Consider the following 22942-nt stretch of genomic DNA (forward strand, 5'->3'; position numbering starts at 1 on the left):
GCATGACCTCTCGGGCATGTCCTGAAGATCACTGAGGGCGGTAGGCGCCGAGCCAGGCGCGGGCGTTGCCGCCGAGCACGCGGGAGACCGCGGGCTCGGCGAGCGCGAGGCCGTGGTACACGCCGGGGGTGAGCGCGCCGATCCGCGCGGCGTGGCGCCAGAACTCGAACCGCTCGCGCTCGAGCAGGCCGAGGTTGGCGGCGAGCTGGAGGTCCCAGTCGACGTCGCCGGCCGGGCCGCGCGCGGTGACGAGGTCGGAGCCGAACAGGAACCGCTCGGGCTGGACCTCGATGAGGGCGCGCAGGCGGTCGCGGTCCTCCTCGATGGCGGTGAAGCCGTCGACGCCGGGCAGGCCGGCGCCGTGGCTGGTGTCGACGCGCAGCCGCGGGAACTCGCGCAGGAGGCCGGCGAGGCGATCGAGGTCGGTGCGGCTGCCGCACAGGTGGGCGCAGACCAGCTCGAGCCGCGGGTGGGCCCGCAGCACCCGCGCCAGTTCGTCGCGGTAGCGGACTGTGTTGACGTGGGCGAGCACGGGCACCGAGCGCTGCTCGAGCCACTCGAACAGCGAGGCGTGGGCCGGATCGTCGAGCGGGCGGGCGTGCAGCTTCTGGTGGCCGAAGTAGAGCTTGACGCCGCGAGCCCCGCGGTGAAACCACCGCTCGAGCTCGGCGATGTCGACCTCGGCCGGCTCGACTGCGACGAACGGGAACAGGCGATCGCGGTGGTCGGCGGTGGCCGCGAGCAAGTCGTCGTTGGCCTCGCGCCAGCCGTGCAGGCGGGCGTCGTCGCCGGGCGCCGGGCCCCGCGCCGGATCGAGGTGCGGGGAGGCGATCACGACGGCGGCCGCGATCGCGCGGCGGTCGAGCGCGGCCAGCAACTCGTCGACGGCGCCGCCGACGAGGTGGACGTGGATGTCGACGCGGTCGCGCGCGGCGGGGTCGTCGTCGATGCCGGTGGTCCCGGTCGGCGTGGGGACGCCGCAGGCGACCGCGAGGCCGGCGAGCAGGGCGACCGCGCGGCGCCGCGGCGAGGCGTCAGCACTCACACTCGTCCTCGCCTTCGTAGTTGCGCATGTCGACGAGCAGGCGGTACGGGTACTGGGCGTCCGGGGTGTCGCTGTGCACGCGGATCAGCAAGGTGCCGGCGTAGTCGTCGCCGTACCCGTCGAACGCGAGCACGCCGCCGTCGGCGGTCTGGGCGATCAGCAGCTCGCGGGTGTCGGCGCGGTAGACCTCGACCGTCATCTCGTTCTCGGGACCGGCGGCGATCACCGGCTCACCGCAGGCGGCGCCGCACAGGCCGGCGTCCTTCACCAGGGCGCGCACGTGGAGGTAGTGGACGCTGTAGCCGAGGTGGGCGACGTCGAAGCGGTACCAGTCGTCCTCGCCGGGGCAGAGGTAGGCGTCCGAGACCTCGTGGTAGGCCGACCACTGGTCGACGCCGGTCCAGGCGACGTCGGTCGGGTCGTCGGGGTCGTCGTTGGGCTCCCAGGCGTCGTTGAGCGGGCAGGCGTCGGCGCCGGTGGTCGAGGTGCCGGTGGTGTCGGGCGTACCGTCGGGCGGGAGGTCGCAGGCGGCGAGCGCGGAGGCGACGACGACCTGGTGAAAGAGACAGGTCGATCGCGCTCCGGCGAGAGCGGTGGTGGCTGGCGTCGTCATCGGTGCTCCAGGGCGCTGCAAACGTGCGCCGCGGAGCGGGAGGAGCAACGCGGCGCGGTGGCGCGGGCCGAGGAGAGGCGACGGTCGCAGGCGCGGCGAGGAAGGAGCCGGGCGAGCCGCTCGGGGCCGCGCAGGCGCCGCCCGGGGCGCGTGGAGAGGCAGATGTCCGATCGGACAGGCGATCGAGGCGGGCGCGGCTGCGGGCGCGTGATGTCCGAAAGGACAGGCTACGCGGTAGCGAACAGCGCCGCGGCGCATGAGATGTCTGAAGGGACAGGTGTCTCGCCGCGGCGAGGCGCGGCGCCGGGGCCACCGTCGGCGGCCCGGTCGTCGGGCCTCAGCGCTCGGCCTGGCTGTCCGAAGGGACAGGCGCGGCCGGCGGGGCGAGCAGGTCGGTGCCGACCTTGCGGGCGAGGGACAGGACCTCGCCGATCCCGCGAGCGACCATCGCCGAGGGGTCGGCGCCGTCGCCGAACGCGGTGATCTTGACCTCGCCGAACTTCTGCGCGAACGCGCCGGCGATCGCGGGCAGGCCGGTCTCGACCAGGGCCATGCGAATCCGGTCGTCCGAGACGAGGTTGTCGACCTCGCGGGCGGCCCGGGCGACGGCGGCCCGCACCTCGCCGGCCAGGCGCTCGAGCTGCAGCTCGCGCTCCTTGAGCCGCGCGGCGGCGGCGCTCTCGAGGTCCTTCAGCTCGGTGTTGGCCTTGTTGCGCTGCATCGCCAGCTGCGCGCCGAGCTCGACCTCCCGCTGCTGGGTGGCGTGCTTGACCTCGAGCAGCTGACGCTCGGCCTCGGCGTACTTGCGCTCGCGCGCGAGCTGGGCCAGCCGCACTGCCTCGGCCTGGGCGGCCTTCTCCTGCTCGAGCTGGGTCCTGGCGCGCAGCTCGCCGAGCTGGCGCGCCTGCTCGCGGGCACCTCGCTCCTCGGCGAGCTCGGTGGCGGACTTGAGCTCGGCGATCGCCCGCGCCTGCTCGCGCGCGGCCCTGTCCTCGGCGAGCTCGGTGGCGGCCTTGAGCTCGGCGAACGCCCGCACCTGATCGCGCACGCGCTGCTCCTCGGCGGCCCGCGCGGCGAGCTCCTCGCGCTTGGCGGTCTCGGCCAGCTCGATCTGGATGGTGCGGCTCTCGGCCTGGGCCTTGAGCTCGCGCGTGGCGGTCTCGCTGGCGATCTTGGCCTCCTCGATCTGGCGGGCCGAGGTGGCCTCGAGCGTGGCGATCTCGCGGGCGCTCTCCATCTCGGCCATGCGGGCCCGCAGCGCCAGCTCGGCGCGGAACCTGGCCTGCATGTCCTGGAAGACGGTGTCCGACAGGATCTGCACGTTCTGGATCTCGACGGTGTCGATGATGACGCCCCAGCCGGTGGCGGTGGTGTCGTCGGTGCGGCCGCGGCCCTCGACGATCGGCACCAGCTCGGACATGAGCTCGCGCGCGATCGACTCCTTGCGGCGGGTCATGGCGTCCTCGACGCGCAGGTTGGCGACCAGGCGGCGGGTGGCGCCGACGAACATCTCGGTGAGGATCTCGCCGAGCTTCTCCTGCGCCCGCTCGCTGTACGAGAAGTTGAGCATGCGGAAGGTCAGCTCGGGCTCGGCGATCCGGTAGACGGCGAGCCCGGTGATCTGCACGCCGACCTTCTCCAGGGTGACCTGGTCGGCGGTGAACTGCAGGCGGTTGATGGTGGTCGGGATGACGGCGACGCTGTCCCACGGCCACTTGAAGCAGCTCGCGCCCTGACCGGTGCTGGCGCGGCGGATCCGCCCGCGGCGGACGTGGATCAGGTACTCGCTGGGCTTGGCGGTGATGAAGCCCCAGCGCTTCATCTTCTCGGGGTCCTCCACGGGCTTGCCCTGGCGCCAGGTGTTGTCGGTGGGGGCGGGCGTGGTGGGGGCGGGCTTGGTTGTCATCGTTCGACTCCTGCGCGAGACCCCTTAGCAGCCGGCGTGCCAGGCGCCGTGACGGGCTCGCGGCGGCGGCGTCGCGCGGGTGAACGGTGGATGGCGCGCTCGCGACGGACGCGGCGGTGTATCAAAAAGAGGCAGGTGGATCGTTCCGAGGCACCTGCAGCGAACGGGTCGCGCGGGCGGGGTCACGCGCGGATCTTGAGGGCCTTGATCTTGCGCAGGAGGGTGGCGCGGCCGATGCCCATGGCCCGCGCGGCGCCGCTGCGGTTGCCGTCGTGGGCGGCCAGCACGGACTCGATGTAGAGCTTCTCCATCTCGTTCCACGACAGCCGGGCGAGATCGGCGCCGCCGCGGCCGGCCTTGCGGCCCGCGGGCGGGGGCTCGCGCGAGTCGGCAGGCAAGGGCAGGTCGGCGGCCTCGATCGCGTCGCCGGCGCTGAGGACGACCGCGCCCTCGATGCAGTTCTCGAGCTCGCGGATGTTACCGGGCCAGCTGTGCGCGTGCAGCCGCGCGAGCGCGGCCGGGGCTAAGCGCACGACCGGCTTGTTGTGGCGCTGGGCGAAGCCGGCGAGGAAGTGGTAGGCGAGCTGCTCGAGGTCCTCGGGGCCGCGCTCGCGCAGCGGCGGCATGGCCAGCGAGAGCACGCGGAGGCGGTAGTAGAGGTCCTCGCGGAAGCGCTGGCGCGCGACCATGTCCTCGAGGTTGCGGTTGGTGGCGGCGAGGATCCGGACGTCGACCTTGAGGGTCTTGCGCCCGCCGACCCGCTCGAACTCGCGGTCCTGCAGCACGCGCAGCAGCTTGCTCTGGAGCGTGAGCGGGACCTCGCCGAGCTCGTCGAGGAAGACTGTGCCGCCGTCGGCCGCCTCGAACTTGCCGACGCTGCGCTGGTCGGCCCCGGTGTACGCGCCGCGCTCGTGGCCGAAGAGCTCGTTTTCGATCAAGGTGGCGGGCAGCGAGGCGCAATCGACGGCGACGAAGGGCCGCCCGGCGCGCGGGCTGTTGTAGTGGATCGCCCGCGCGATCAGCCCCTTGCCGGTGCCGGTCTCGCCGGTGATGAGGACGGTCGCGTCGGTGCCCGCCGCGCGTGTCACGAGATCGTAGACGCGTCTCATCCGCGCGCCGCCGCCGACCACGCCGTTGAAGCGATAGCGCAGCGGCCCGCCGGTGGGGGCCCGCAGCTGGCCGTAAAGACTGGTGCTCTCGACCAACATGGCGACCTGGCTGGCGAGCGCGCGCAGCAGGGCCTCGTCGTCGTCGTCGAAGGCGGCGCCCTTCTTGTTGAGGAGCTGGAGGACGCCGAGGATCTCGCCGGCGCGATCGAGGACCGGGACGCACAGCATCGAGCGCGTGGCGTAGTTGGTGGCGCGATCGATGGCGCCGTAGAAGCGCGGGTCGCCCTCGGTGTGCGAGAGGTTGATCGCCTCGCCGGTGCGCGCGACGTGCCCGGCGATGCCCTGGCCCACCTTGAGCCGGATCTCGCGCAGCTCCGGCAAGTGCGCGGCCTTGCTGAACAGCTCGCCGCGGGCGCGGTCGACCAGATAGAAGGTGCCGCGATCGGCGTCCATCGCCCGCGTGACGGTGTCGATGACCTGCGCGAGCAAGGCGTCGAGGTCGACCTCGCGGCGCACCAGCTCGCCGAGCGCGACCAGCACGCTGTCACGGTCGACCCGCGTGCGTCGCGGCGATGCGTCCCCGGTCGTCGGCTTCGCGGGCTTCTTGCGGGCTCCTGGCTCCATTCTCGCCGAGTGTATCAGAATGAGACGGTGACTCAAACCGATGCGTGCGCTCCCGCGCCGCGGAGCAAACAGCGCTGGAGCCGCGCTGGTCGGCATATGGAGCAGCGCGGCGCGGATGCAGGCGTTGACGTCCGCGCGGGCCGTTCGCGATAAAATCGCCATGATGAAGTTGGGAAGCGCGAAGGTGCTGGGAATGAGCGCGCTCGTCGGCGCGCTGCTGATCGCGGGTTGCGGCGACGACGGGATGGGGAAAGAGACCGAGACCACGCCGACCTCGGAGCCGACGACCGCGGGCACCGAGACCGCCACCGAGTCCGGCACCAGCACCGGGGTCGGCACGGAGCCCAGCATCGGCACCGAGGCCACCACCGACCCGACGACCACGCCCGAGACCGGGGGCAACATGAACATGTGCAACCCGAAGATCCAGGACTGTCCCGAAGGCCAGAAGTGCGTCGCCTACGACTCGATGGCGATGAACTACTGGGACGCCAACAAGTGCGTCCCGGAGCCGATGAACGGCGGGGCGGTCGGCGACCCGTGCAACATCGACATGGGCGAGTCGGTGTTCAGCGGCCTCGACAACTGCTCGAAGGGGACGATCTGCCTCAACTTCGACTTCTCCACCGGTCTGGGCGGGACCTGCACTGCGTACTGCGGCGAAGGCAACGTCTGCGGCGAGGGTGAACTCTGCCTCGAGTCGGCCAACGAAGGCGTGCTGCCGATCTGCCTGAAGTCCTGTGACCCACTGCTGCAGGACTGCGAAGACATGCAAGGCTGCTACGGCGACCCGTCGTTCGGCGGCTTCATCTGCTTCGCGCCCGACACCGGCGAGAACCCCGGCGACGACGACTCGCCGTGCGAGTTCACCAACGCCTGCCTCGCCGGCTTCAGCTGCCAGGCCGCCGATACGGTCGAAGGCTGCGTCGGCGCGACGGGCTGCTGCACGCCCTACTGCTCGGTGTCCGGCGGCGACGCCGACTGCGCTCCGTCCGAAGACTGCGTGCCGTTCTTCGCCGACCCACCGCCCGGCACGGAAGACGTCGGGGTGTGCGTGATCCCGAGTTGAGCGGTCGATGAGGCAGGGGCGACAGGCGAAGGCGGTCGCCCCGTCGAACGGTGAGCGTGCTGGATGTCTGCTCGCGTGTGGGGAGAGCTTGCGAGCTCTGCATGCGCGTGAGCGATCGCGTCGGATGGTCGATGACGTGGCGGCAGGCGAGCGAGTCCACGTCACGGTCGATCGCTCGCGGCGCTCGCTACGAAGGGGAGGGGAGGAGCGCTGCGATCGCTCCGCGGCGAGGCGACCAACGCAAAGAGCCGCGACGAGGATCGTCGCGGCTCTCGGAGCGCGCGTCGTGACGCGATGACGATCTCAGTTCGAGGTGCGCGGAGTGGGGCGAGCGAAGATCCGGTCGAAGGCGCCCTGGACCTCTTCGGACATGTCGGTGAGGGCGCCGAAGCCGATGAGGTAGAAGGGCCGGTCGCGGACGGTGACGCGCCAGACCTGCATGGGCTGGCCGTCGGTCAGCTCGTCGATGAGACCGGCGCGCAGGGTCGCGGGCTCCTCAACGAAGAGGGGGGCGACCGCGGCGACACGGTCGCCGAGGGCCTTGTCACCCGTGCCCGACAGGCACAGACCCTCGCGCGTGGCGAGCGTGAGGTGCTCCAGGCCGGTCCGCTGGGCGACCGCCCGAAGGTAGAGATCCCCGGCGGTCCAGGGGTTATCGCTGCGATCTTGGCGTCGTTCGTGCGTCATCCGACAAAAACTCCGGTGTGGGTGATGTAGGATAAGCGCCGACTCCGGCGGGGGCAAAATTTCTGCCAAACGCCAGAGGCTCACCGCGGCCGGCGCGCGCGCGTGGGCTTCTCTGGCCCGGTGCTCGGCCCGAATACCTCTTGCAACACCTGATCGGCCGGGATCAGCTCGACCTCTCCACGGTCCAGCTCCGCCAACCTGCGCTTCACCGCCTTGCCCAGCGTGACCTCATCAGCGTCCGTGAGGATTCGCGGCGGGCGCCCTGCAAAAGAGTGGCTCGTCATCTCGATTTCGTAGCATGACGCGCGACATTGAGCTGGGAAAAAGAATCGGCCTCCATCCCGAGGCGAAACGGGAGACCGAGGAGGCTCGCGACTTCGCCGCACAGCTGGGCTCCGTACATTTACTACGCCTCGAGCGTGAGATCCGGAACGCCTTCGAGGCCATGGCTCGATTCCCCAGCGCCTGGCCGCCGTATCTGTTCGGCACCCGGCGCTGTTTTCTTCTCGGGCTGCCGTATTTCTTCGTCTACCGCAAACGGCGGCGCGTCGAGGTGGTGGCACCTTGCCATCACCGGCAACGGCCGGGGTCGTGGCGGCGCCGACTGTCAGAAGATTTGCCAGTCGATCGCCGGGTAGCCGAGGCTCTCGAGGGCGGTGTTGATGGCCGAGAACGGCCGGCTGCCGAGGAACTTCGGGCCCTTGCCGAGGATCGGCGAGGGGTGCGGGGCGGCCACGATGCGGTGGCGGCGCTCGTCGATGAGGGCGGCCTTCTTCTTGGCGAAGTCGCCCCACAGCGCGAACACCACCGGGTCGCTGCGGTCGCTCAGGGCGCGGATGACGGCGTCGGTGAACTTCTCCCAGCCCTTGTTCTTGTGCGAGCCGGGGGTGTGGGCGCGGACGGTGAGGACCGTGTTGAGGAGCAGGACGCCCTGCTCGGCCCAGGACTGCAGGTTGCCGTGCGTCGGCGCGGTGCACCCGAGGTCGGCGGCCAGCTCCTTGAAGATGTTGGCCAGCGAGGCCGGCGGCTTGACCCCGGGCAGGACCGAGAAGCACAGGCCGTGGGCCTGACCCTCGTCGTGGTACGGGTCCTGGCCGAGGAGGACGACCTTGACCTGGTCGAACGGGGTCAATTCGAAGGCGCGAAACACGTCTTCCTCGGCAGGATAAACCGTATTGTTTTCGCGCTCATAGCCGACGAAGTCGACGAGATCCTTGAAGTATGGCTTGGCCATCTCGTCGGCCAGCACCCCGTGCCAGCTGCCGGGCAAGGTCCAGTTGCCGTAGCCGTACATGCGCGACCTCCTCAGGGGATCCGGCGAATCGTCTCGGACAGCAGGGCCACGCCAAAGCCCGTGCCCCGGTTCTTCGGGAAGCTCGGCCCCGCCAGGTCGATGTGGCACCACAGCGCCTTGGTGTCGTCCATGTGCCAGTAGACGAACTGCGCGGCGCAGGCCGACTGGGCGTTCATGCGATTCTTTACAGAATTGACCATATCTGCGATATTACTCTCGAATTCTTGCTTGTAGAATTCGGGGGCGAACGGCAGCGGGTGGACGAGGTCGCCGCAGTGCTTGCCGGCGGCGATGATGGTCTGCTCGAGGAGCTCGTCGTTGCTGACGATGGCGGCGTGCAGCAGGCCGGTCGAGATCATCTGGGCGCCGGTGAGGGTGGCGGCGTCGAACACGACCTCGGCCCCGAGCGCGCGCGCGGCGTAGCTGACGCCGTCGGCGAGCAAGAGGCGGCCCTCGGCGTCGGTGTTGTTGATCTCGACCGTCTTGCCGGAGTGCAGGCGCAGGATGTCGTCGGGCTTGTAGGCGCCCGGGCCGACCGAGTTCTCGGCGATGCAGAGGAGCAGCGAGAGCTTGTGTTTGCAATGATTGGCGGCCAGCACGCAGAAGGCCCCGAGCACGGCGGCCGCGCCGCCGAGGTCGCCCTTCATCGTGTTCATGGCGCCGCTGATCTTGAGACTGAGACCGCCGGTGTCGTAGGTGATGCCCTTGCCGACCAGCGCGATCGAGCGGCCGCCGGCGGCGGCCGGCGTGTACTGGGCGATGAGCAGGCGCGGCGGCTTGACCGCGCAGCGGCCGACGGCGTGGATACCCGCCAGGCCCTCCTGGAGCAGGGCGTCGCCGACGATCTCGCGCAGCTCGACGCGTGGAATCGCGGTCAACAGCTCGCGCGCGCGAGCTGCGAACTCCTCGGGATTGAGCTCCGTCGGGGGGGTGTCGACGTGCAGTGCGGCGATCCGCGTGGCGTGCATCGTCGACTCGACTTCGGGCGGGATCGGGATCGGTTGGCCGGCGGTGTCGAGGGCGAGGATCTGGACCTCCGTGCCGCTGCTCGCGCCGCTCTTGCTCGAATAGAGCGGGAGGGCGCGGCCCACGGCGTTGATGGTGGCCAGCAGGTGCGCGGGATCCGGCAGGATGACGATGATTCCCGCCTTGCTGCTCCCGAGGTCCGCGGCCGCCACCACGCGGCGTACGCTCTCGGCGCGGCTCGGCGAATTGTAGCGAGAACCGTGGTCGGGGAGCACGCCGAGCAACAGTCGTCGCGGCTCCGGGAGGCCGGTGAGCGTGCCGGACACCGCTCCGAGCTCGCCGGGCTTGGTGTCACGCGCGAGTTCGGCGAGCAGCGCCTGCGCCGGCGCCGGCAAGAACGCCGGCAACTCTCCGGTGAGGACGCTGGCCGTAGCGACGACGAGGACGGCGCGGCTGCCGTGGAGCAGAGCGGGAATGGTCGGGGCGAAGCTCAGGGTCGTGGGCACGGCCGGAGCATGCCACAAGCCGTCGACCGCGTCGTCCTGCGCCTCTACGCGCGCGCCATTGCGGCGACTGCCGCCGGGTTTTGCCGAAGACGCGCAACACCGGGGGAAGGTGTGTTAACGTCACAGGGTCCCCCGAGAAGCCATGAGCAAACCGGAAGACCAAGCACAAGCAGACCCCCTGCTGGGGACGACTTTCGCTCGGCGCTACTTGATCGAGCGCCGGCTCGGCCGCGGTGGGATGGGCGTCGTGTACCAGGCGACGCAGATCGATCTGAATCGCCCGGTGGTCCTCAAGGTGCTGGCGCCCGACTGGGTCGGCGACTCGGAGGCCCTGGCCCGCTTCGAACGCGAGGCCCGCGGGCTCTCCAGCCTGCAGCACCCGAACATCGTGACCATCCACGACTTCGGCAAGGTCGACGGCCGCGCCTTCATCGTCATGGAGTACGTCCAGGGCGAGACGCTCGACCGGTTCGTCCGTCGCCGCGGCCACCTCACGCTGGCCGACTTCGTGCCGATCGCGGCCCAGGTGCTCAAAGGCCTCGGCGAGGCCCATTCGCGCGGGATCATCCACCGCGACATCAAGCCCGCCAACATCATGCTGTGCGAGCGCCAGGGGCGCGCCAACTACGTCAAGATCCTCGATTTCGGGCTCGCCAAGCTGGTCTCCGGCTCGTCCGACATCACCAAGCAGAACGTCCTCGGCACGCCCACCTGCCTGTCCCCGGAGCAGATCCTGGGCGAGAAGATCGACCAGCGCGTCGATGTTTACGCGGTCGGCATCCTGTTCTACTTCATGCTGACCGGGGTGATGCCGTTCCAGGCCGACAACGACGCGTCGGTCCTGTACAAGCACGTCCACGAGAAGCCGCAGCCGATCCAGGAGCTCCTGCCGGCCGACTCCGGCGCCCCCGAGGGGGTGCTGGAGCTCATCAGCCGGTGCCTCGAGAAGAGCCGGGAACGGCGCCCCCGCGACGCCAACGAGGTCGTCGAGGGGCTCATCGATCAGGTGCCGTTCTCGATGTTCCGCCTGCCGCGGGCCCAGCCGCGGACCGAGCCGCTCGAGCCGGAGGAGCCGCAGAGCAGCACCGAGCACAGCAAGCCGATCCCGTCGCCGGAGAACATCGTGGTCGGCACGTTCGGCCGGCCGCGGTCGGCACCCGCCGTTGCCGCCGCGCCCCTTGCGCAGGGGATGCCGGGCGCGCCAGGCGGAGGGCAGACGATGTCGCCGTCGGTGATGCCGATCACGGCTCAATTTCCGCAGGCGACGCTCGACCAGCTCAAGGCGCAGGGCATCCCGCTCGAGGGCGGGAGCCTGGTGCAGAGCCAGGACGGGCGGACGCTGTTGGTCGTCGGCCCCCAGGCCCAGGAGGCCGCGGCCCGGCAGCGCACCCTGAACCTGGTCTACGGCGGGGTCGCGGCGCTCGCGGTAATTGCGCTGCTGGTCTACGTGTTCGGCGGCGGCGGCCCGGCCGAGGCCGAGACGGAGCGACCGGAGGTGGCGACCCGCGACGAGGGAGGGCGCGAGCAGCTGGAGGGCAACCTCGACAAGATCGCGCAGCTCATCGACGAGGGCAAGCTGCCGCAGGCGGAGCGCAAGCTCGAGAGCGCGGAGGAGGAGTTCGCCCGCGACCCGGAGCTGTCCGACCGCGCCGACGAGCTGCGATCGCGGCTGGAGGTCATGAAGGCGCTGGCCAGCGCCCGCAAGCACGAGCGCGACGGCGATCGCATCAGCGCGGTCAAGGGCTACCGCGACGTGCTCGCGCTCGACGCCGGCAACGAAGAGGCGAAGCAGCGCATCAAGGGGCTTTACCCCAACCTCAACCCGGACATGGGGTTTGCGATCATCTCGATCCGCTCGGCCCCGGTGACTGCGGAGGTCACGCTCGATGGCGGGCCTCTGGGCTCGACCCCGATCGAGGTGCCGCTGCACGCGGGCAAGTACAACATCTCGCTGACCGCGCCGGGTTACGGGCCGATGCAGACCGCGCTCAGCGTCAGCGCCGCCAAGGACCAGCCCTACGACTACCTGCTGACCCGGACCGGGGCGCCGACGAACCCGCAGCCGCCGGTCGAGCAGCCCAGGCCGCCCGCGGGCGGCGGGACCAAAAAGCCCGGAGGCGGCGGGAGCAAGAAGCCGCCCGACGGACAAGTCAAGCAGAAGCCGAACCCCGCGCCGGAGGACGATTTGTTGCCGGTCGGTCCGAGCAAAAAGCGGTAGTCTCTAGCTCTCGGGTTCGTGAGGGTCGCGCGCGCGTCGACCCGCCCTGAAGGCCCCCCATGAAGAAGCCGATCGTCACCCTCGTGGCCGCTGCGTTTCTCGCCTCGAGCATGCCCGCCCGCTCGGCGGCGGCCGCGGTGTACGTCCCGATCGCCGTGCGAGCGGCGCTGGCCCAGCCGGCGCCGACAGACGCCAACGGCGAGACGTTCGAGACCCTGGCCGAGCAGGCGCGGGCCAAGTACCGCGAGAAGGACTACGCCGGCGCGGTCGCGCTGTTCGAGCGGGCCTACGCGCTCCAGCCCGACCCGGCGATCCTGTTCAACATCGGCCGGATCCAGGAGCAGGCCAACAACGTCGACGCGGCGATCGCCTACTACCAGAAGTTCATCGCCGACGAGTCGGTCGACATCGGCCTGCGCGACACGGCGCTGCAGCGGCTCGCCACGCTCGAGAAGATCGTCGAGATCCGCGAGAAGGAAGAGGCCAAGTCGAAGCCGAAGCAGGCCGAGCCGGCCAAGCAGCCGGAGGCCGGCCAGCCGGTCGGGCCGCAGCCGGGGCCGCAGCCGCCGGCCACCGACGACAAGTCGGGGCAGAACAAGGCCAAGATCCTGCGACCGATCGGCTACACGATGTTCGGCGTCGGCGCGGCGCTGCTGATCGGCGGCGGGGTCGCGGGCGGGCTGGCGAAGGGGCAGGAGAACAAGTTCGAGGCCGCGGAGACGCTCGACGACCAGCGCGAGGCCGGTCAGAAGGGCAAGTCGCTGGCGGCCACCGCCGACGGGCTGTTCATCGCCGGCGGCGTGCTCGCGGTGGTCGGCATGGTGCTCCTGCTGGTGCCGAAGGCCCGCAAGTCGAAGGCCGTCCAGGCGATGCAGCCCAAGGTCTCGCCGAGCCAGCTCGGCCTCGGTTACGTCTATCGCTTCTGAGCCGCGAACGCTGGAGCTTGCGATTATGTCGTCTGTCTTCTCGCATCTGCTTGTCCGGATCTCTGTCTGCGGCGCTCTCGGGGTGATCGCCGGCGCGTGCTCGGCGACCCTCGACTTCACCGAGTGCTACGAGGACGCCGACTGCGCGTCGTTCTTCGACGACAACAAGCCGATGTACTGCGCGTCCCACGTCTGCAGGCCCCGCGAGAACGGCTGCGACGCCAACTCGCAGTGCGCGGGCCTCGGGGACGCGTACATCTGTGCGACCTCGAGTGCCCCGCGCGAGTGCGCGTCGACCGAGTCGGACGAGTGCGGCGCGCCCATCTACCCCGGCGGCGAGATCAGCGACGACGTCGCGTTCATCGGCGTGATGCTGCCGAAGACCGGCGCCGACAAGGACCTCGGCCTGGCGATGGAGAAGGGCGTGCTGGCGGCGGTCGAGGAGTTCAACGGCAGCGGCGAGCTGCTGAACGGCGACAAGATCGCGCTGGTCGTGTGCGACACCCAGAGCGAGGTCGCGTCGGCGACGTCGGCCGCGCGTCACCTCGGCGACACGCTGACGATCCCGGTGCTCATCGGCCCGGTCGACGACGTCGAGTTCACGACGGTGGTCGATCAGGTGACGTTCGCCCAGGGCGTCAACGCCTTCACCATGGGGCCGATGATCACGGCCGACATGAGCGAGCTCGACACGTCGACGGGCAGCGGCCTGGTGTTCCAGGCGATGGCCGGCGCGAAGTACCAGGGCCCCGCGCTGGGCGAGCGGATCGCGGTCGACTTCGCCGGCGACCCGATGGCCAACGCCATCCTGCTGCTGTCGGAGGACCCCTACGGGCTCAGCCTCTACAACGCGGTGGCGACCGAGGACACGACCGGCCCGAACCAGATCCCGCAGGTCCCCGGCAGCCAGTTCATCGCCTCGTACCGCGGGTTCGACGACGCGACCAAGGGCGCCAAGGCCAAGCTCGACACGGCGCTCGACACCTTCGCTAGCCCGCCGATGCTGATCCTGCTCGGGCGGTCCGAGGTCGCCGACATCATCAAGTACTACAAGACGACCGGGGCTCCGCTGCCGCAGAAGATCTACATCCCCAAGCGGGCGATGGCGGCGGTCGCGGCGCTGAAGGACCCGGAGCTGGCGAACATCGTCGTCGCCATCACGCCCGACCTCGAGACGCCGCAGCTGGCCAAGCTGCGCACGCGGCTCGGCGAGTCGGACCTCAGCCCCGAGGGCGCGCTCGCCTACGACGCGACCATGGCCTCGCTCATCGGCATGGCGGCCGTGAAGTCCGGCGACATCGTGGTCGGCCTCCGCGTCGCCGACGCGTTCAAGAAGCTGTCCGACAAGGCCGGCACTGCGGTCGACTTCGGCGAGGGCCCGAAGAAGTTCGTGCCCGCGGCGCTCACCGCGTTCCAGTCCAACAAGACGGTCGACCTCACCGGTATCACCGGCACGCTCGACTTCGACACCCGCGGCGAGGTGTGCAGCCCGATCGCCGCCTACACGCTCGACGACAAGGGCGGGTGGGTGAAGTCCGCCGTGTTCACGCCGGCCTGCCCCGAGAGCACCGGCACCTGGGCGCCGGTGCCCTGAGCCGCGAGCGCGAGAGGCTGACCGCCAGGACATGTCCTGGCGGTCATGCTGCTTTCGGACTCGGTGAGGCGCGCCGCGGCGACGACCGCTGCGAGGGGTGAGGGCGTCCGCGGCGGCGAGCGCTCACTCGATGAAGGCGTGCCCGGATCGAGAGCTCCAGTGAACAGGCCTCGCCGTCACCTTGCTCGCGCTCGGTCGCGGCTGACAAGCTACAGGGCCGTTCGGACATGTCCGAACGGCCCTGGCCGGGAGCACATGTTTTAAAGATCAGACGAACAGGGCCGGGTCGAGGGCGCTCTCGTCGTTCGACTGGATGCTCTTGCCGAGGGCGATCGCCTGCGGGAGGAGCGCGGCGACGAAGAACTCGAGGTTGCGCTGCTTGCCGATCAGGTGCGGCTCGTCGCCGCGGGTCTGGCGGAGGCGGGCGGCGACCAGCGCCTGCTCGATGCACTCGACGCCGAGCAGGACCAGGCCGAACATGCGGGTGAACGGGACGGCCTGCATCATCGCCGCCTCGACCTTGCGCGCCTTGCCGAGGCCCGCGAGGTGCATCGCGCTGGCGGCGAGCAGCTGCACGGCCTTGCCGATCGCCTCCGCGGGGCCGCCGAGGCCGGCCTCGCCGGCGGCGGCGAGCCGGCCCTGGGCCTCCTGCATCCAGTCGATGAACAGGGCGCCGCCGCCGATCCGCAGCTTGCGGCCGACCAGGTCCATGGCCTGGATGCCGTTGGTGCCCTCGTAGATCGAGCAGATCTTGACGTCGCGGACGAGCTGCTCGACCGGATACTCGCCGATGTAGCCGTAGCCGCCGTAGACCTGGACCGCGCCGACGGCGACCTCGAAGCCGAGGTCGGTGCAGGTGGCCTTGAGGATCGGCGTGAGCAGGTCGATGCGGCCGCGCAGGCGCTCGCGCTCGGCCGGGTCCTCGCTGGCGTGCTCGCGGTCGACGACCAGCGCCATGCGCAGCAGCAACGACCGCATCGCCTCGGCGTAGACCTTCTGCGTCATCAGCATGCGGCGGACGTCGGGGTGCTGGACGATCGCCACGCTCGGCGCGTCCTGGCTGCGGGCCTCGCGGATCGACTGGCCCTGGATCCGCTCCTGCGCGTAGCCGCGGGCGTAGTTGTAGGCCGCGGCCGCCATCGCGTGGCCCTGCACGGCGACGCCGATCCGGGCCTCGTTCATCATCAGGAACATCAGCTCGATGCCCTGGTTCTCCTGGCCGAGCAGCACGCCGCGGCACGGGAGATCGCCGCCGAGGCCGAGGACGCAGGTCGAGGAGCCGTGGATGCCCATCTTCTCCTCGATCCGCAGCACCTTGGCGCCGTTGCGGGCCCCGAGCGCGCCGCCGACGTCGAACTCGTACTTCGGGACCATGAACAGCGACAGGCCCTTGGTGCCCTTGCCGGCGTTCGGGGTGCGCGCGAGGACCAGGTGGACGATGTTGTCGGTCAGGTCCTGGTCGCCGCCGCTGATGAAGATCTTCTCGCCCTCGAGCAAATAGACGCCGGGCTCATCCGTGGGGGTGGCGCGGCAGCGGTTGTCGCCCACCGAGCTGCCGGCGCCGGCCTCGGTGAGGCACATGGTGCCGCCCCACTCGCCGGTGAACATCTTGCGGGCGATCATCTCCCGCGTGTCGGCCGGGCCGTGACCCAGGATGACGCGCGCCGCGCCGACGGTGAGGCCGGCGTACATCATGAAGGCCATGCAGGCGCCACACAGCATCTCGCTCAGGCACATGTGGATCGTGAAGGGCAGGCCGCCGCCGCCGAGCTCGCTCGGCGCCGAGGGCGCCAGCCAGCCGCCCTCGCGCAGGACCTCCCAGGCCTCGCGATAACCCCGCGGGGTCTTCACGTTGCCCTGGCCGTCGAAGCTGCAACCTTCGAGATCGCCGGGGGCGTTGATCGGCGACAGGACCTCCCGCGCGAGGCGCTCGCCCTCCGCCAGAGTGGCCTCGTAGACCTCGCGGTCGAGATCGGCGAAGCGCGGGATCGCGGCGAGTTGCTCGTGCGCGGCGAGCTGGTCGAAGAGGACGAAGTGGAGATCGCGGAGGTCGACGGAGAAGCTGGTGGTGCTCACGATTCCTCGCTTTGGGCCGCGGCGCGAAGGCGCCGTCGCACTGTGGTACTTCCTCGAACCGAGGGCGTCCAGGCCACAGGCACGGGCTCGCGCCGAGGGTCGGGGGATCGCGCCCCCAAGAGGCGCTGGCGTCGCTTCCGGGCGCTTCGTGAGGATGCAATCGTCGGCGACGCGCTCCCGCGGGCAGGAGCGCGGCCAAATTGACCGGCGTGGCGCAGGTGCTCCTGTTCAACAAGCCCTACGGGGTGCTGACGCAATTCACCGATCGCGAGGGCCGACCGACACTGGCGAACTTCATCGACGTCCCGGGCGTGTACGCCGCCGGTCGCCTCGACTTCGACAGCGAGGGCCTGGTGGTGCTGACCGACGATGGGGCCCTGCAGCACCAGCTCAGCGATCCGCGTCACAAGCTGCCGAAGACGTATTGGGTGCAAGTCGAGGGGACGGCCGAAGAGGCGGCGCTGGACCGCCTGCGCGCCGGGGTGGTCCTCCGAGACGGCCCGACCGCACCCGCCGAGGTGAGGCTCATCGACCCGCCGCCGCTGTGGGAGCGAACACCGCCGATCCGCACGCGCCTGACGATCCCGACCTGTTGGTTACAACTTGTCCTGCGCGAGGGCCGAAACCGCCAGGTGCGGCGCATGACCGCCGCGGTCGGCTTGCCGACGCTGCGTCTGGTTCGCTGGGCGATCGGGCCCTGGACCCTCGACGGCCTCGCGCCGGGGCAATGGCGGGCGCTGACGGCCGAGGAGGCGCGGTCCCGGGGTCAGCGCCAGCTTTTCCGCCCGCGGCGGCCGTGCTAGCGTCCAACGAGCGCGATGGCGACGAACGAAGGGAGCCGCGACTCCGGCCAGGCTGGCGAGGATCGATCGGGGCCGCGGTTGACCGCGGTCATCGTGGATCCTCCGGACTCGCTCCCGCCGACTCCCGTGGTCGCGAACGAGTCGAGCGCCGACGACGACTTCGCGGAGGAGTATGAGGCAGCGCTCGAGAACCAGGTCTCGGCGGCCCACTTCTCGATCGACCTCGGACGGCCGTCCAGCGCCGACGCCGAGCTCGATGGCCAGCCGACCAGCGTGGACGGCGAGCCCCACACCGACGACGAGAAGACCGTCGAGCGCGCCGCCGCCAAGAGCATGAAGGCCACGGCGGCCAAGCGCGACGCGCTGTTCGGCCAGGTGCTGGCCGATCGCTACCGGATCCTCGACCTCATCGGCAAGGGCGGCATGGGCAAGGTCTACCTCGCCGAGCACGTGGCGCTCGGCAAGAGGGTGGCCGTCAAGGTCCTGAACCCGGCCTACACCAACCGCCCCGACCAGGTGAAGCGGTTCCTCCGCGAGGCCCGGGCGGCCTCGACGATCGGCCACGAGAACGTCATCGACATCACCGACTTCGGGGCGATGCCCAACGGCCAGGTGTTCTTCGCCATGGAGCACCTGCAGGGCGACGACCTCGGCAAGATCCTCAAGAAGGGGCCGATGTCGTGGGGGCGGGCCCGCCGGGTGATGCTGCAGATCTGTCGCGCCCTGCAGGCGGCCCACACCCACGGGATCGTCCACCGGGACATGAAGCCGGAGAACTGCTTCCTGATCCAGCGCAACGGGATCCGCGACTTCGTCAAGGTGCTCGACTTCGGGATCGCCAAGTTCCTCGAGGAGAACCGCGACGGCGGCACGAACCCGCTGACGCAGGTGGGGGCGCTGATCGGCACGCCGGAGTACATGGCGCCCGAGCAGATCCATGGCGACCCGGCCGACCAGCGCATGGACATCTACGCGGTCGGCTGCATCCTCTACCAGCTGCTCACCGGCAACCTCCCGTTCACGGACAAGACGATGTACGGGGTGCTGTCGCAGCAGGTGAACGCCAAGCCGGTGCCCCCGCGGCAGCTGGCGCCCGAGGCCGACATCCCGGTCGAGGTCGAGGCGGTCATCCTGAAGGCGATGGAGAAGGACAAGACGCAGCGCTACCAGACGATGGGCGAGCTGATCGAGGCCATCGTCGCGACGCCGCGTGGGACCGCCGGAGACGCCGGGCGGACGACGACCAACCTCGAGGCGGCGGCCCAGGCGGCGCGCCTGGCCGTCGGGGTCAGCATGCCGGCGGGCGCGCTGCCCCCCAACGCGGTGACGCCGGACGATTCGTTGCTGACGCACGGACTCAACAGCAGCGCGTCGGGCCTGCGGCCGACGTCGCTGTCGCTGCCGTGGCGCGGCGGGACGATGGACGCGCAGATGTTGTCGCGTCTGGTGATCGGCCTCGGCGCGGCGGTGCTGGTGCTGGTGGTCGGTCTGGTGTGCGCGCTGAGCCGCGGCGACGACCCGAAGCCGCCGGTCGACAAGCCGACCGAGGTCGCGGCGGTGTCGGCCGGGACGCCCGAGGCGGCGAAGCCGGTCGAGACGGCGCCGGAGCCGAAGGTCGAGGCGCCGCCGGAGACCAAGGTCGAGGCGCCGCCGGAGCCGAAGAAGCCCGACGAGCCGATCGTGGTCGACGACGAGGCCAAGAAGGACCCGGGCAAGAAGGTGGTCGAGGCCAAGAAGCCGCCGTCGGGGAAGAAGGCCGAGCCGGCCACGCCGAAGGGCGAGGAGGCGTCGGCCAACTGGCCCGAAGTGCTCGGGCCGATGGAGCGGTCGCAGGCGCTGAAGAGCTACCGCGCCGAGTTCGAGACCTGTCGGACGATCAGCACCCCGAAGGGCAAGACCTACAAGCTGCGGCTCAAGGTCGACGGGCCCAAGGGGCGCGTGACCGAGGCGACGTCCGAGGACACCAGCGCCGAGGCGAAGTGCCTGGCGCGGGCGTTCAAGACCAAGGTCAAGTTCGTCAACACCCGCAAGTCGCCGCAAGAGTTCACGATCGTCGTGCCGCTCTGATGCGCGTCGCGTTCAGCACTCACGGCTGTCGCCTCAACCAGTTCGAGTCCGACGCCCTCGAGCAGATGGCCCGCGCGGCCGGCCACACCGTGGTCGACGCCGAGGCCGCGCCCGAGGTCGTGGTCGTCAACACCTGCACGATCACCCACGAGGCCGACGCCGACGCCCGCCAGCACGTGCGACGGGCGGCGCGCGCCGGGGCTCGCGTGGTGGTCACCGGCTGCTGGGCGACGGCCGCGCCGACCGAGGCGGCGGCGCTGCCCGGGGTGGCGCTGGTGGTCGGCAACCGCGAGAAGGAGCGGCTGTTCGACATGCTCGCAGAGACATGTTCGGAGGCACATGTCCCGGAGATCCACGTGGCGCCGGTCGACCTGCTGCGGCGGGTCCGCGTGGCCCGGCTGCGCCCGGCCGCCGACCCGCGACGCAGCCGGGCGTACCTGAAGATCCAGGACGGCTGCGACTACCGCTGCAGCTTCTGCGTGGTGCCGCAGGTCCGCGGGCGCAGCGCGAGCGTGCCGCCCGAGGAGGTGCAGGCGCAGCTGCAGGAGCTGGTCGCCGCGGGGGTGCCGGAGGTGGTGCTCACAGGGGTGCACCTCGGGATCTACGGCCGCGACCTGCGACCGCGCGCGTCGCTGTCTTCGCTGGTGGAAGCGTTGCTGCCGCGGCTCGGGCCGGCGCGGCTGCGCCTCGGCTCGGTCGATCCGCACGAGGTCGACGATCGGCTGGTGGCGCTGCTGGCCGGCGACCCGCGGCTGTGCCCGTACCTCCACTTGCCGGTGCAGAGCGGCGACGACGACACGCTGCGACGGATGCGACGGGCGCACACGGCCGCCGACCTGCGGGCGCTGGTGCCTCGCCTCGCCGAGGCGGTGCCGGGCATCGGCGTCGGCACCGACGTGATCGTCGGCTTCCCGGGCGAGTCGGACGAGGCGTTCGCAACGACGCACGCGCTGCTGGCCGAGCTGCCGCTGGCGTACCTGCACGTGTTCGCGTACTCGCCGCGCGCGGGGACCGACGCGGCCTGTCTTTCGGGGCAGATCGACGTGGAGGTCAAGCAGCGGCGCGGGGCGGCGTTGCGGGCCCTGTCGGCGGCGAAGCAGCGGGCGTTCGCGGCGGCGCAGGTCGGGCGGACGCTGCCTGTGGTGCTCCACCGGACGCGGCACCGGCGGACGGGGCTGCTGGTCGGCCGGGCCGGCAACGGGTTGACGGTGCTGCTGCCGGGCAGCGAGGCGTTGCTCGGCCGCTCGGTGAGCGTGGCGATCGAGCGGGCCGAGGAGACGCTGGCGATCGGGCGCTTGCTCGAGTGAGGCACTCGTCGTGGGGCGAACCTTCGGGCGCCTCCACTCGGAGGAGGCGAGGACGTGCGGCTGGCGAAGCCGACTTCGGGGGTGATGCTTGCGTCAGTCCCAGAACCAGGCTTCGGCTTCGGACTGGTGCTCGCGCGGCGGGCGGTAGTCGTAGTGGACCCGCACGTTCTTGGCGTCGACGCGGCGGGACAGCTCGCGCAGCGCGACGGCTTCGGGGTTCGCCGCGAGCTCGGCGACGGTCGGCTCACGGCGGAGCTCGGCGTCCTCCTCGGCGACGATCGGCTTGCCGGTGAACGGGCTCATGCCCAGCACCTCGCCCTTGTGCACCCGGCGGGTGCCCGGGAAGAGCATGTCCGGGCCGAAGTTGATCCACATGGCGATCAGCTCGAGGTCGCCGATCGCCTCGGCCGCGCGGGCGACGTGCAGGGCGACCGCGCCGACGGACGGCGGCTGGGGCGGCTCGGCGTCGGCGCCTCGCAGGACCCCGGCGGCGACGAGCTCGTGCCACAGCGGCGTGCCGGCGTCGCAGTACAGCGAGCCCTCGAGGAGGACGCCGTTCTCGTGACCGACGCGCAGCCGGTCCTCGGGCGGCTCGCGGCAGAGGACCTCCGAGTCCACGAACCGCCACTCCTTCGGGGGCGCGCCCCGGAAGGCGCGGTTGTTGGCGGCGTACTGCGGGTGCGAGGTGAGCGGCAGGCGGTAGGTGAAGCGCCGCTCGACGAGGATCTCGAGCACGCGCCCGTGGGTGAAGCCGCAGTCGAAGCCGGCCTGGAAGTCGTACAGGGCGAAGAACAGGTCGCGGTGGTCGTCGCCGCGGTGGTGCTCGTGGAGCAGCCGGACCGAATCGGCGACCGTGTCCTCGATCTCGTGTTGAGACATGGTGGCGAGCTTATCGCCCGGAGCTCGCGCGCATGTCACGGGCGCGGCAAGGTGGGTCGTGACCCGGCGCGGCTCGGCGGGTCACGAAGACGAGCTGGCCGCGAGGACATGTCCTGGCGGCCAGTCGAGCTCGGGGCGTCCGCGAGTCACGAAGACCGAGCTGGCCGCGAGGACATGTCCTGGCGGCCAGTCGGGCTCAGAGCTTCAGCTTCATGCCGTCGCGAGCGGCGACGGTGCTGGGGAAGTGCTCCTGCGCGGCCGCCTCGATCTTGCGCAGCATCTCGTCGTCGTGGGTCGGGTCGTGGCTGTAGAGGACGAGCTTGCCGACGTGGGCGGCGCGGGCCAGCTTGACGGCCTCGGAGAAGGTGCTGTGGCCCCAGCCCTGCTTGCCGGCGCTGTACTCCTCGGAGGTGTACTGGGCGTCGTAGATCAGGACGTCTGCCCCTTCGGCCAGGTCACGCAGGGTCTCGTTGATGTGGTCCGGGGCGTGCTCGGTGTCGGTGGCGAACACGACCGACTTGCCGCGCTCGTCGACGCGGAAGGCGGTGCTCTCCTGCGGGTGCGGCAGCGGGATGTGCCGCAGCGTGGCCTCGGCGATGGTCGTGACCTCTTGCGGCAGCAGGTGATGGAAGAGCTTGGTCGAGCCCATCACGTCGAGGCCGACGGGGAAGAACGGCGTCGACATCTGCCGGTCGAGGATCGCCCGCGCGTCCTTCGTGCAGTAGATGTGGAGCCGGAAGTCCGGCATGAAGGCCGGCGGGAAGAACGGGAAGCCCTGGATGTGATCCCAATGAGCATGGGTCAAAAACAGGTGGATGACGCGCGAGTGCGCGGCTCGAGTCTGCACGAGTCGGATGCCGAGCTCGCGGATGCCCGAGCCCGAGTCGAGGATGACGGTGTCGGTCGTGCTCTCGAGCGCGATCTGAAGGCAGGGCGTGTTGCCGCCGAACTCCGCGTACTTCGGCCCGGAAACTGGAATGCTGCCCCGGGTGCCCCAGAAAGTCACTTCCATGGGGCGCTATCCTTCGCTGGCTGCATGTTTCGCCGATGATAGGGCAGAACAAATTCGGCTGGCAAGCACGGGCCCATGGCACCTCGGAGGTCGGACGGAGATGATATCGCAGTCCGGCCGCGAAGGGGCACGCGCACCAGGCGGTCGCGACCCGGTTCGCGTGGCGCTGGGAGGCTGCGGGGGAGTCGGGAAACGCCGGGGTTTTTCGCCGCCATTGGGCCGCAGAGCGCGGCGGAGCCCC

Annotated in this window: 18 protein-coding genes; 7 read left to right on the forward strand and 11 right to left on the reverse strand. The window is 70.7% G+C overall.

The features are described from left to right. Positions 1–28: 28 nt before the first annotated feature. From O0S08_RS17045 to O0S08_RS17060, 4 genes are all read right to left on the reverse strand, one after another. Complete coding sequence (locus tag O0S08_RS17045) at positions 29–1045, reverse strand: amidohydrolase family protein (protein WP_269040216.1); 1017 nt, start codon at positions 1043–1045, stop codon at positions 29–31. After that, positions 1035–1658 (reverse strand): hypothetical protein, encoded by a 624-nt coding sequence (locus O0S08_RS17050; protein WP_269040217.1) that lies wholly within the window; start codon positions 1656–1658, stop codon positions 1035–1037. The genes O0S08_RS17045 and O0S08_RS17050 overlap by 11 nt, the downstream gene beginning before the upstream one ends. 337 nt (positions 1659–1995) lie before the next feature. Beyond that, the gene (locus O0S08_RS17055; protein WP_269040218.1) at positions 1996–3564 is read right to left on the reverse strand and encodes an SPFH domain-containing protein; all 1569 of its coding nucleotides are present in this window, start codon (positions 3562–3564) and stop codon (positions 1996–1998) included. A 182-nt stretch (positions 3565–3746) separates the two neighbouring features. Next, the gene (locus O0S08_RS17060) at positions 3747–5297 is read right to left on the reverse strand and encodes a sigma-54-dependent Fis family transcriptional regulator (RefSeq protein ID WP_269040219.1); all 1551 of its coding nucleotides are present in this window, start codon (positions 5295–5297) and stop codon (positions 3747–3749) included. A 160-nt stretch (positions 5298–5457) separates the two neighbouring features. Here O0S08_RS17060 and O0S08_RS17065 point away from each other — a divergent pair, with 160 nt between their 5' ends. Continuing rightward, on the forward strand, positions 5458–6366 hold the full coding sequence (locus tag O0S08_RS17065; RefSeq protein WP_503827482.1) for a Cys-rich lipoprotein: 909 nt from the start codon (positions 5458–5460) through the stop codon (positions 6364–6366). Positions 6367–6669: 303 nt separating this feature from the next. Here O0S08_RS17065 and O0S08_RS17070 read toward each other — a convergent pair whose 3' ends face one another. The 4 genes from O0S08_RS17070 to O0S08_RS17085 all read right to left on the reverse strand — a co-directional run bounded on the left by O0S08_RS17070 (position 6670) and on the right by O0S08_RS17085 (position 9819). Continuing rightward, positions 6670–7053, reverse strand: coding sequence for a hypothetical protein (locus O0S08_RS17070; RefSeq protein ID WP_269040221.1), 384 nt, complete (start codon positions 7051–7053; stop codon positions 6670–6672). Between the two features lie 80 nt (positions 7054–7133). Next, positions 7134–7337 (reverse strand): hypothetical protein, encoded by a 204-nt coding sequence (locus tag O0S08_RS17075; protein WP_269040222.1) that lies wholly within the window; start codon positions 7335–7337, stop codon positions 7134–7136. A gap of 323 nt (positions 7338–7660) precedes the next feature. Then, a complete protein-coding gene (gene ung / locus O0S08_RS17080) occupies positions 7661–8347 on the reverse strand; it encodes a uracil-DNA glycosylase (protein WP_269040223.1) in 687 nt (228 codons plus the stop codon). Between the two features lie 11 nt (positions 8348–8358). Further along, positions 8359–9819: a M17 family metallopeptidase gene (locus O0S08_RS17085; protein WP_269040224.1), complete on the reverse strand. Its 1461-nt coding sequence runs from the start codon at positions 9817–9819 to the stop codon at positions 8359–8361. Positions 9820–9961: 142 nt separating this feature from the next. On the opposite strand from O0S08_RS17085, the gene O0S08_RS17090 reads away from it, so the two are divergent. The 3 genes from O0S08_RS17090 to O0S08_RS17100 are packed head-to-tail and all read left to right on the forward strand — an operon-like array spanning position 9962 to position 14557. After that, positions 9962–12037 (forward strand): serine/threonine-protein kinase, encoded by a 2076-nt coding sequence (locus O0S08_RS17090; RefSeq protein ID WP_269040225.1) that lies wholly within the window; start codon positions 9962–9964, stop codon positions 12035–12037. A gap of 59 nt (positions 12038–12096) precedes the next feature. Further along, positions 12097–12963: a tetratricopeptide repeat protein gene (locus tag O0S08_RS17095; protein WP_269040226.1), complete on the forward strand. Its 867-nt coding sequence runs from the start codon at positions 12097–12099 to the stop codon at positions 12961–12963. 25 nt (positions 12964–12988) lie between these two features. Beyond that, positions 12989–14557, forward strand: coding sequence for an ABC transporter substrate-binding protein (locus tag O0S08_RS17100; protein WP_269040227.1), 1569 nt, complete (start codon positions 12989–12991; stop codon positions 14555–14557). Between the two features lie 267 nt (positions 14558–14824). Here O0S08_RS17100 and O0S08_RS17105 read toward each other — a convergent pair whose 3' ends face one another. Then, positions 14825–16633: an acyl-CoA dehydrogenase gene (locus O0S08_RS17105; RefSeq protein ID WP_269040228.1), complete on the reverse strand. Its 1809-nt coding sequence runs from the start codon at positions 16631–16633 to the stop codon at positions 14825–14827. A 209-nt stretch (positions 16634–16842) separates the two neighbouring features. Here O0S08_RS17105 and O0S08_RS17110 point away from each other — a divergent pair, with 209 nt between their 5' ends. The 3 genes from O0S08_RS17110 to mtaB all read left to right on the forward strand — a co-directional run bounded on the left by O0S08_RS17110 (position 16843) and on the right by mtaB (position 20810). Further along, positions 16843–17436 (forward strand): pseudouridine synthase, encoded by a 594-nt coding sequence (locus O0S08_RS17110; protein WP_269040229.1) that lies wholly within the window; start codon positions 16843–16845, stop codon positions 17434–17436. A gap of 126 nt (positions 17437–17562) precedes the next feature. After that, positions 17563–19503: a serine/threonine protein kinase gene (locus tag O0S08_RS17115; protein WP_269040230.1), complete on the forward strand. Its 1941-nt coding sequence runs from the start codon at positions 17563–17565 to the stop codon at positions 19501–19503. Beyond that, positions 19503–20810: a tRNA (N(6)-L-threonylcarbamoyladenosine(37)-C(2))-methylthiotransferase MtaB gene (gene mtaB / locus O0S08_RS17120; protein WP_269040231.1), complete on the forward strand. Its 1308-nt coding sequence runs from the start codon at positions 19503–19505 to the stop codon at positions 20808–20810. Before O0S08_RS17115 ends, mtaB begins: the two co-directional genes overlap by 1 nt. Before the next feature lie 93 nt (positions 20811–20903). Here the strand turns inward: mtaB and O0S08_RS17125 are convergent, their stop codons facing one another. Both O0S08_RS17125 and O0S08_RS17130 read right to left on the reverse strand, forming a co-directional pair. Then, entirely contained in the window at positions 20904–21689 is a 786-nt protein-coding gene (locus O0S08_RS17125) for a hypothetical protein (protein ID WP_269040232.1), read from the reverse strand. A 196-nt stretch (positions 21690–21885) separates the two neighbouring features. Continuing rightward, the gene (locus O0S08_RS17130) at positions 21886–22701 is read right to left on the reverse strand and encodes an MBL fold metallo-hydrolase (RefSeq protein ID WP_269040233.1); all 816 of its coding nucleotides are present in this window, start codon (positions 22699–22701) and stop codon (positions 21886–21888) included. Between the last annotated feature and the right edge of the window lie 241 nt (positions 22702–22942).

It is taken from the genome of Nannocystis punicea, assembly GCF_026965555.1.
Lineage (GTDB): Bacteria > Myxococcota_A > Polyangia > Nannocystales > Nannocystaceae > Nannocystis > Nannocystis punicea.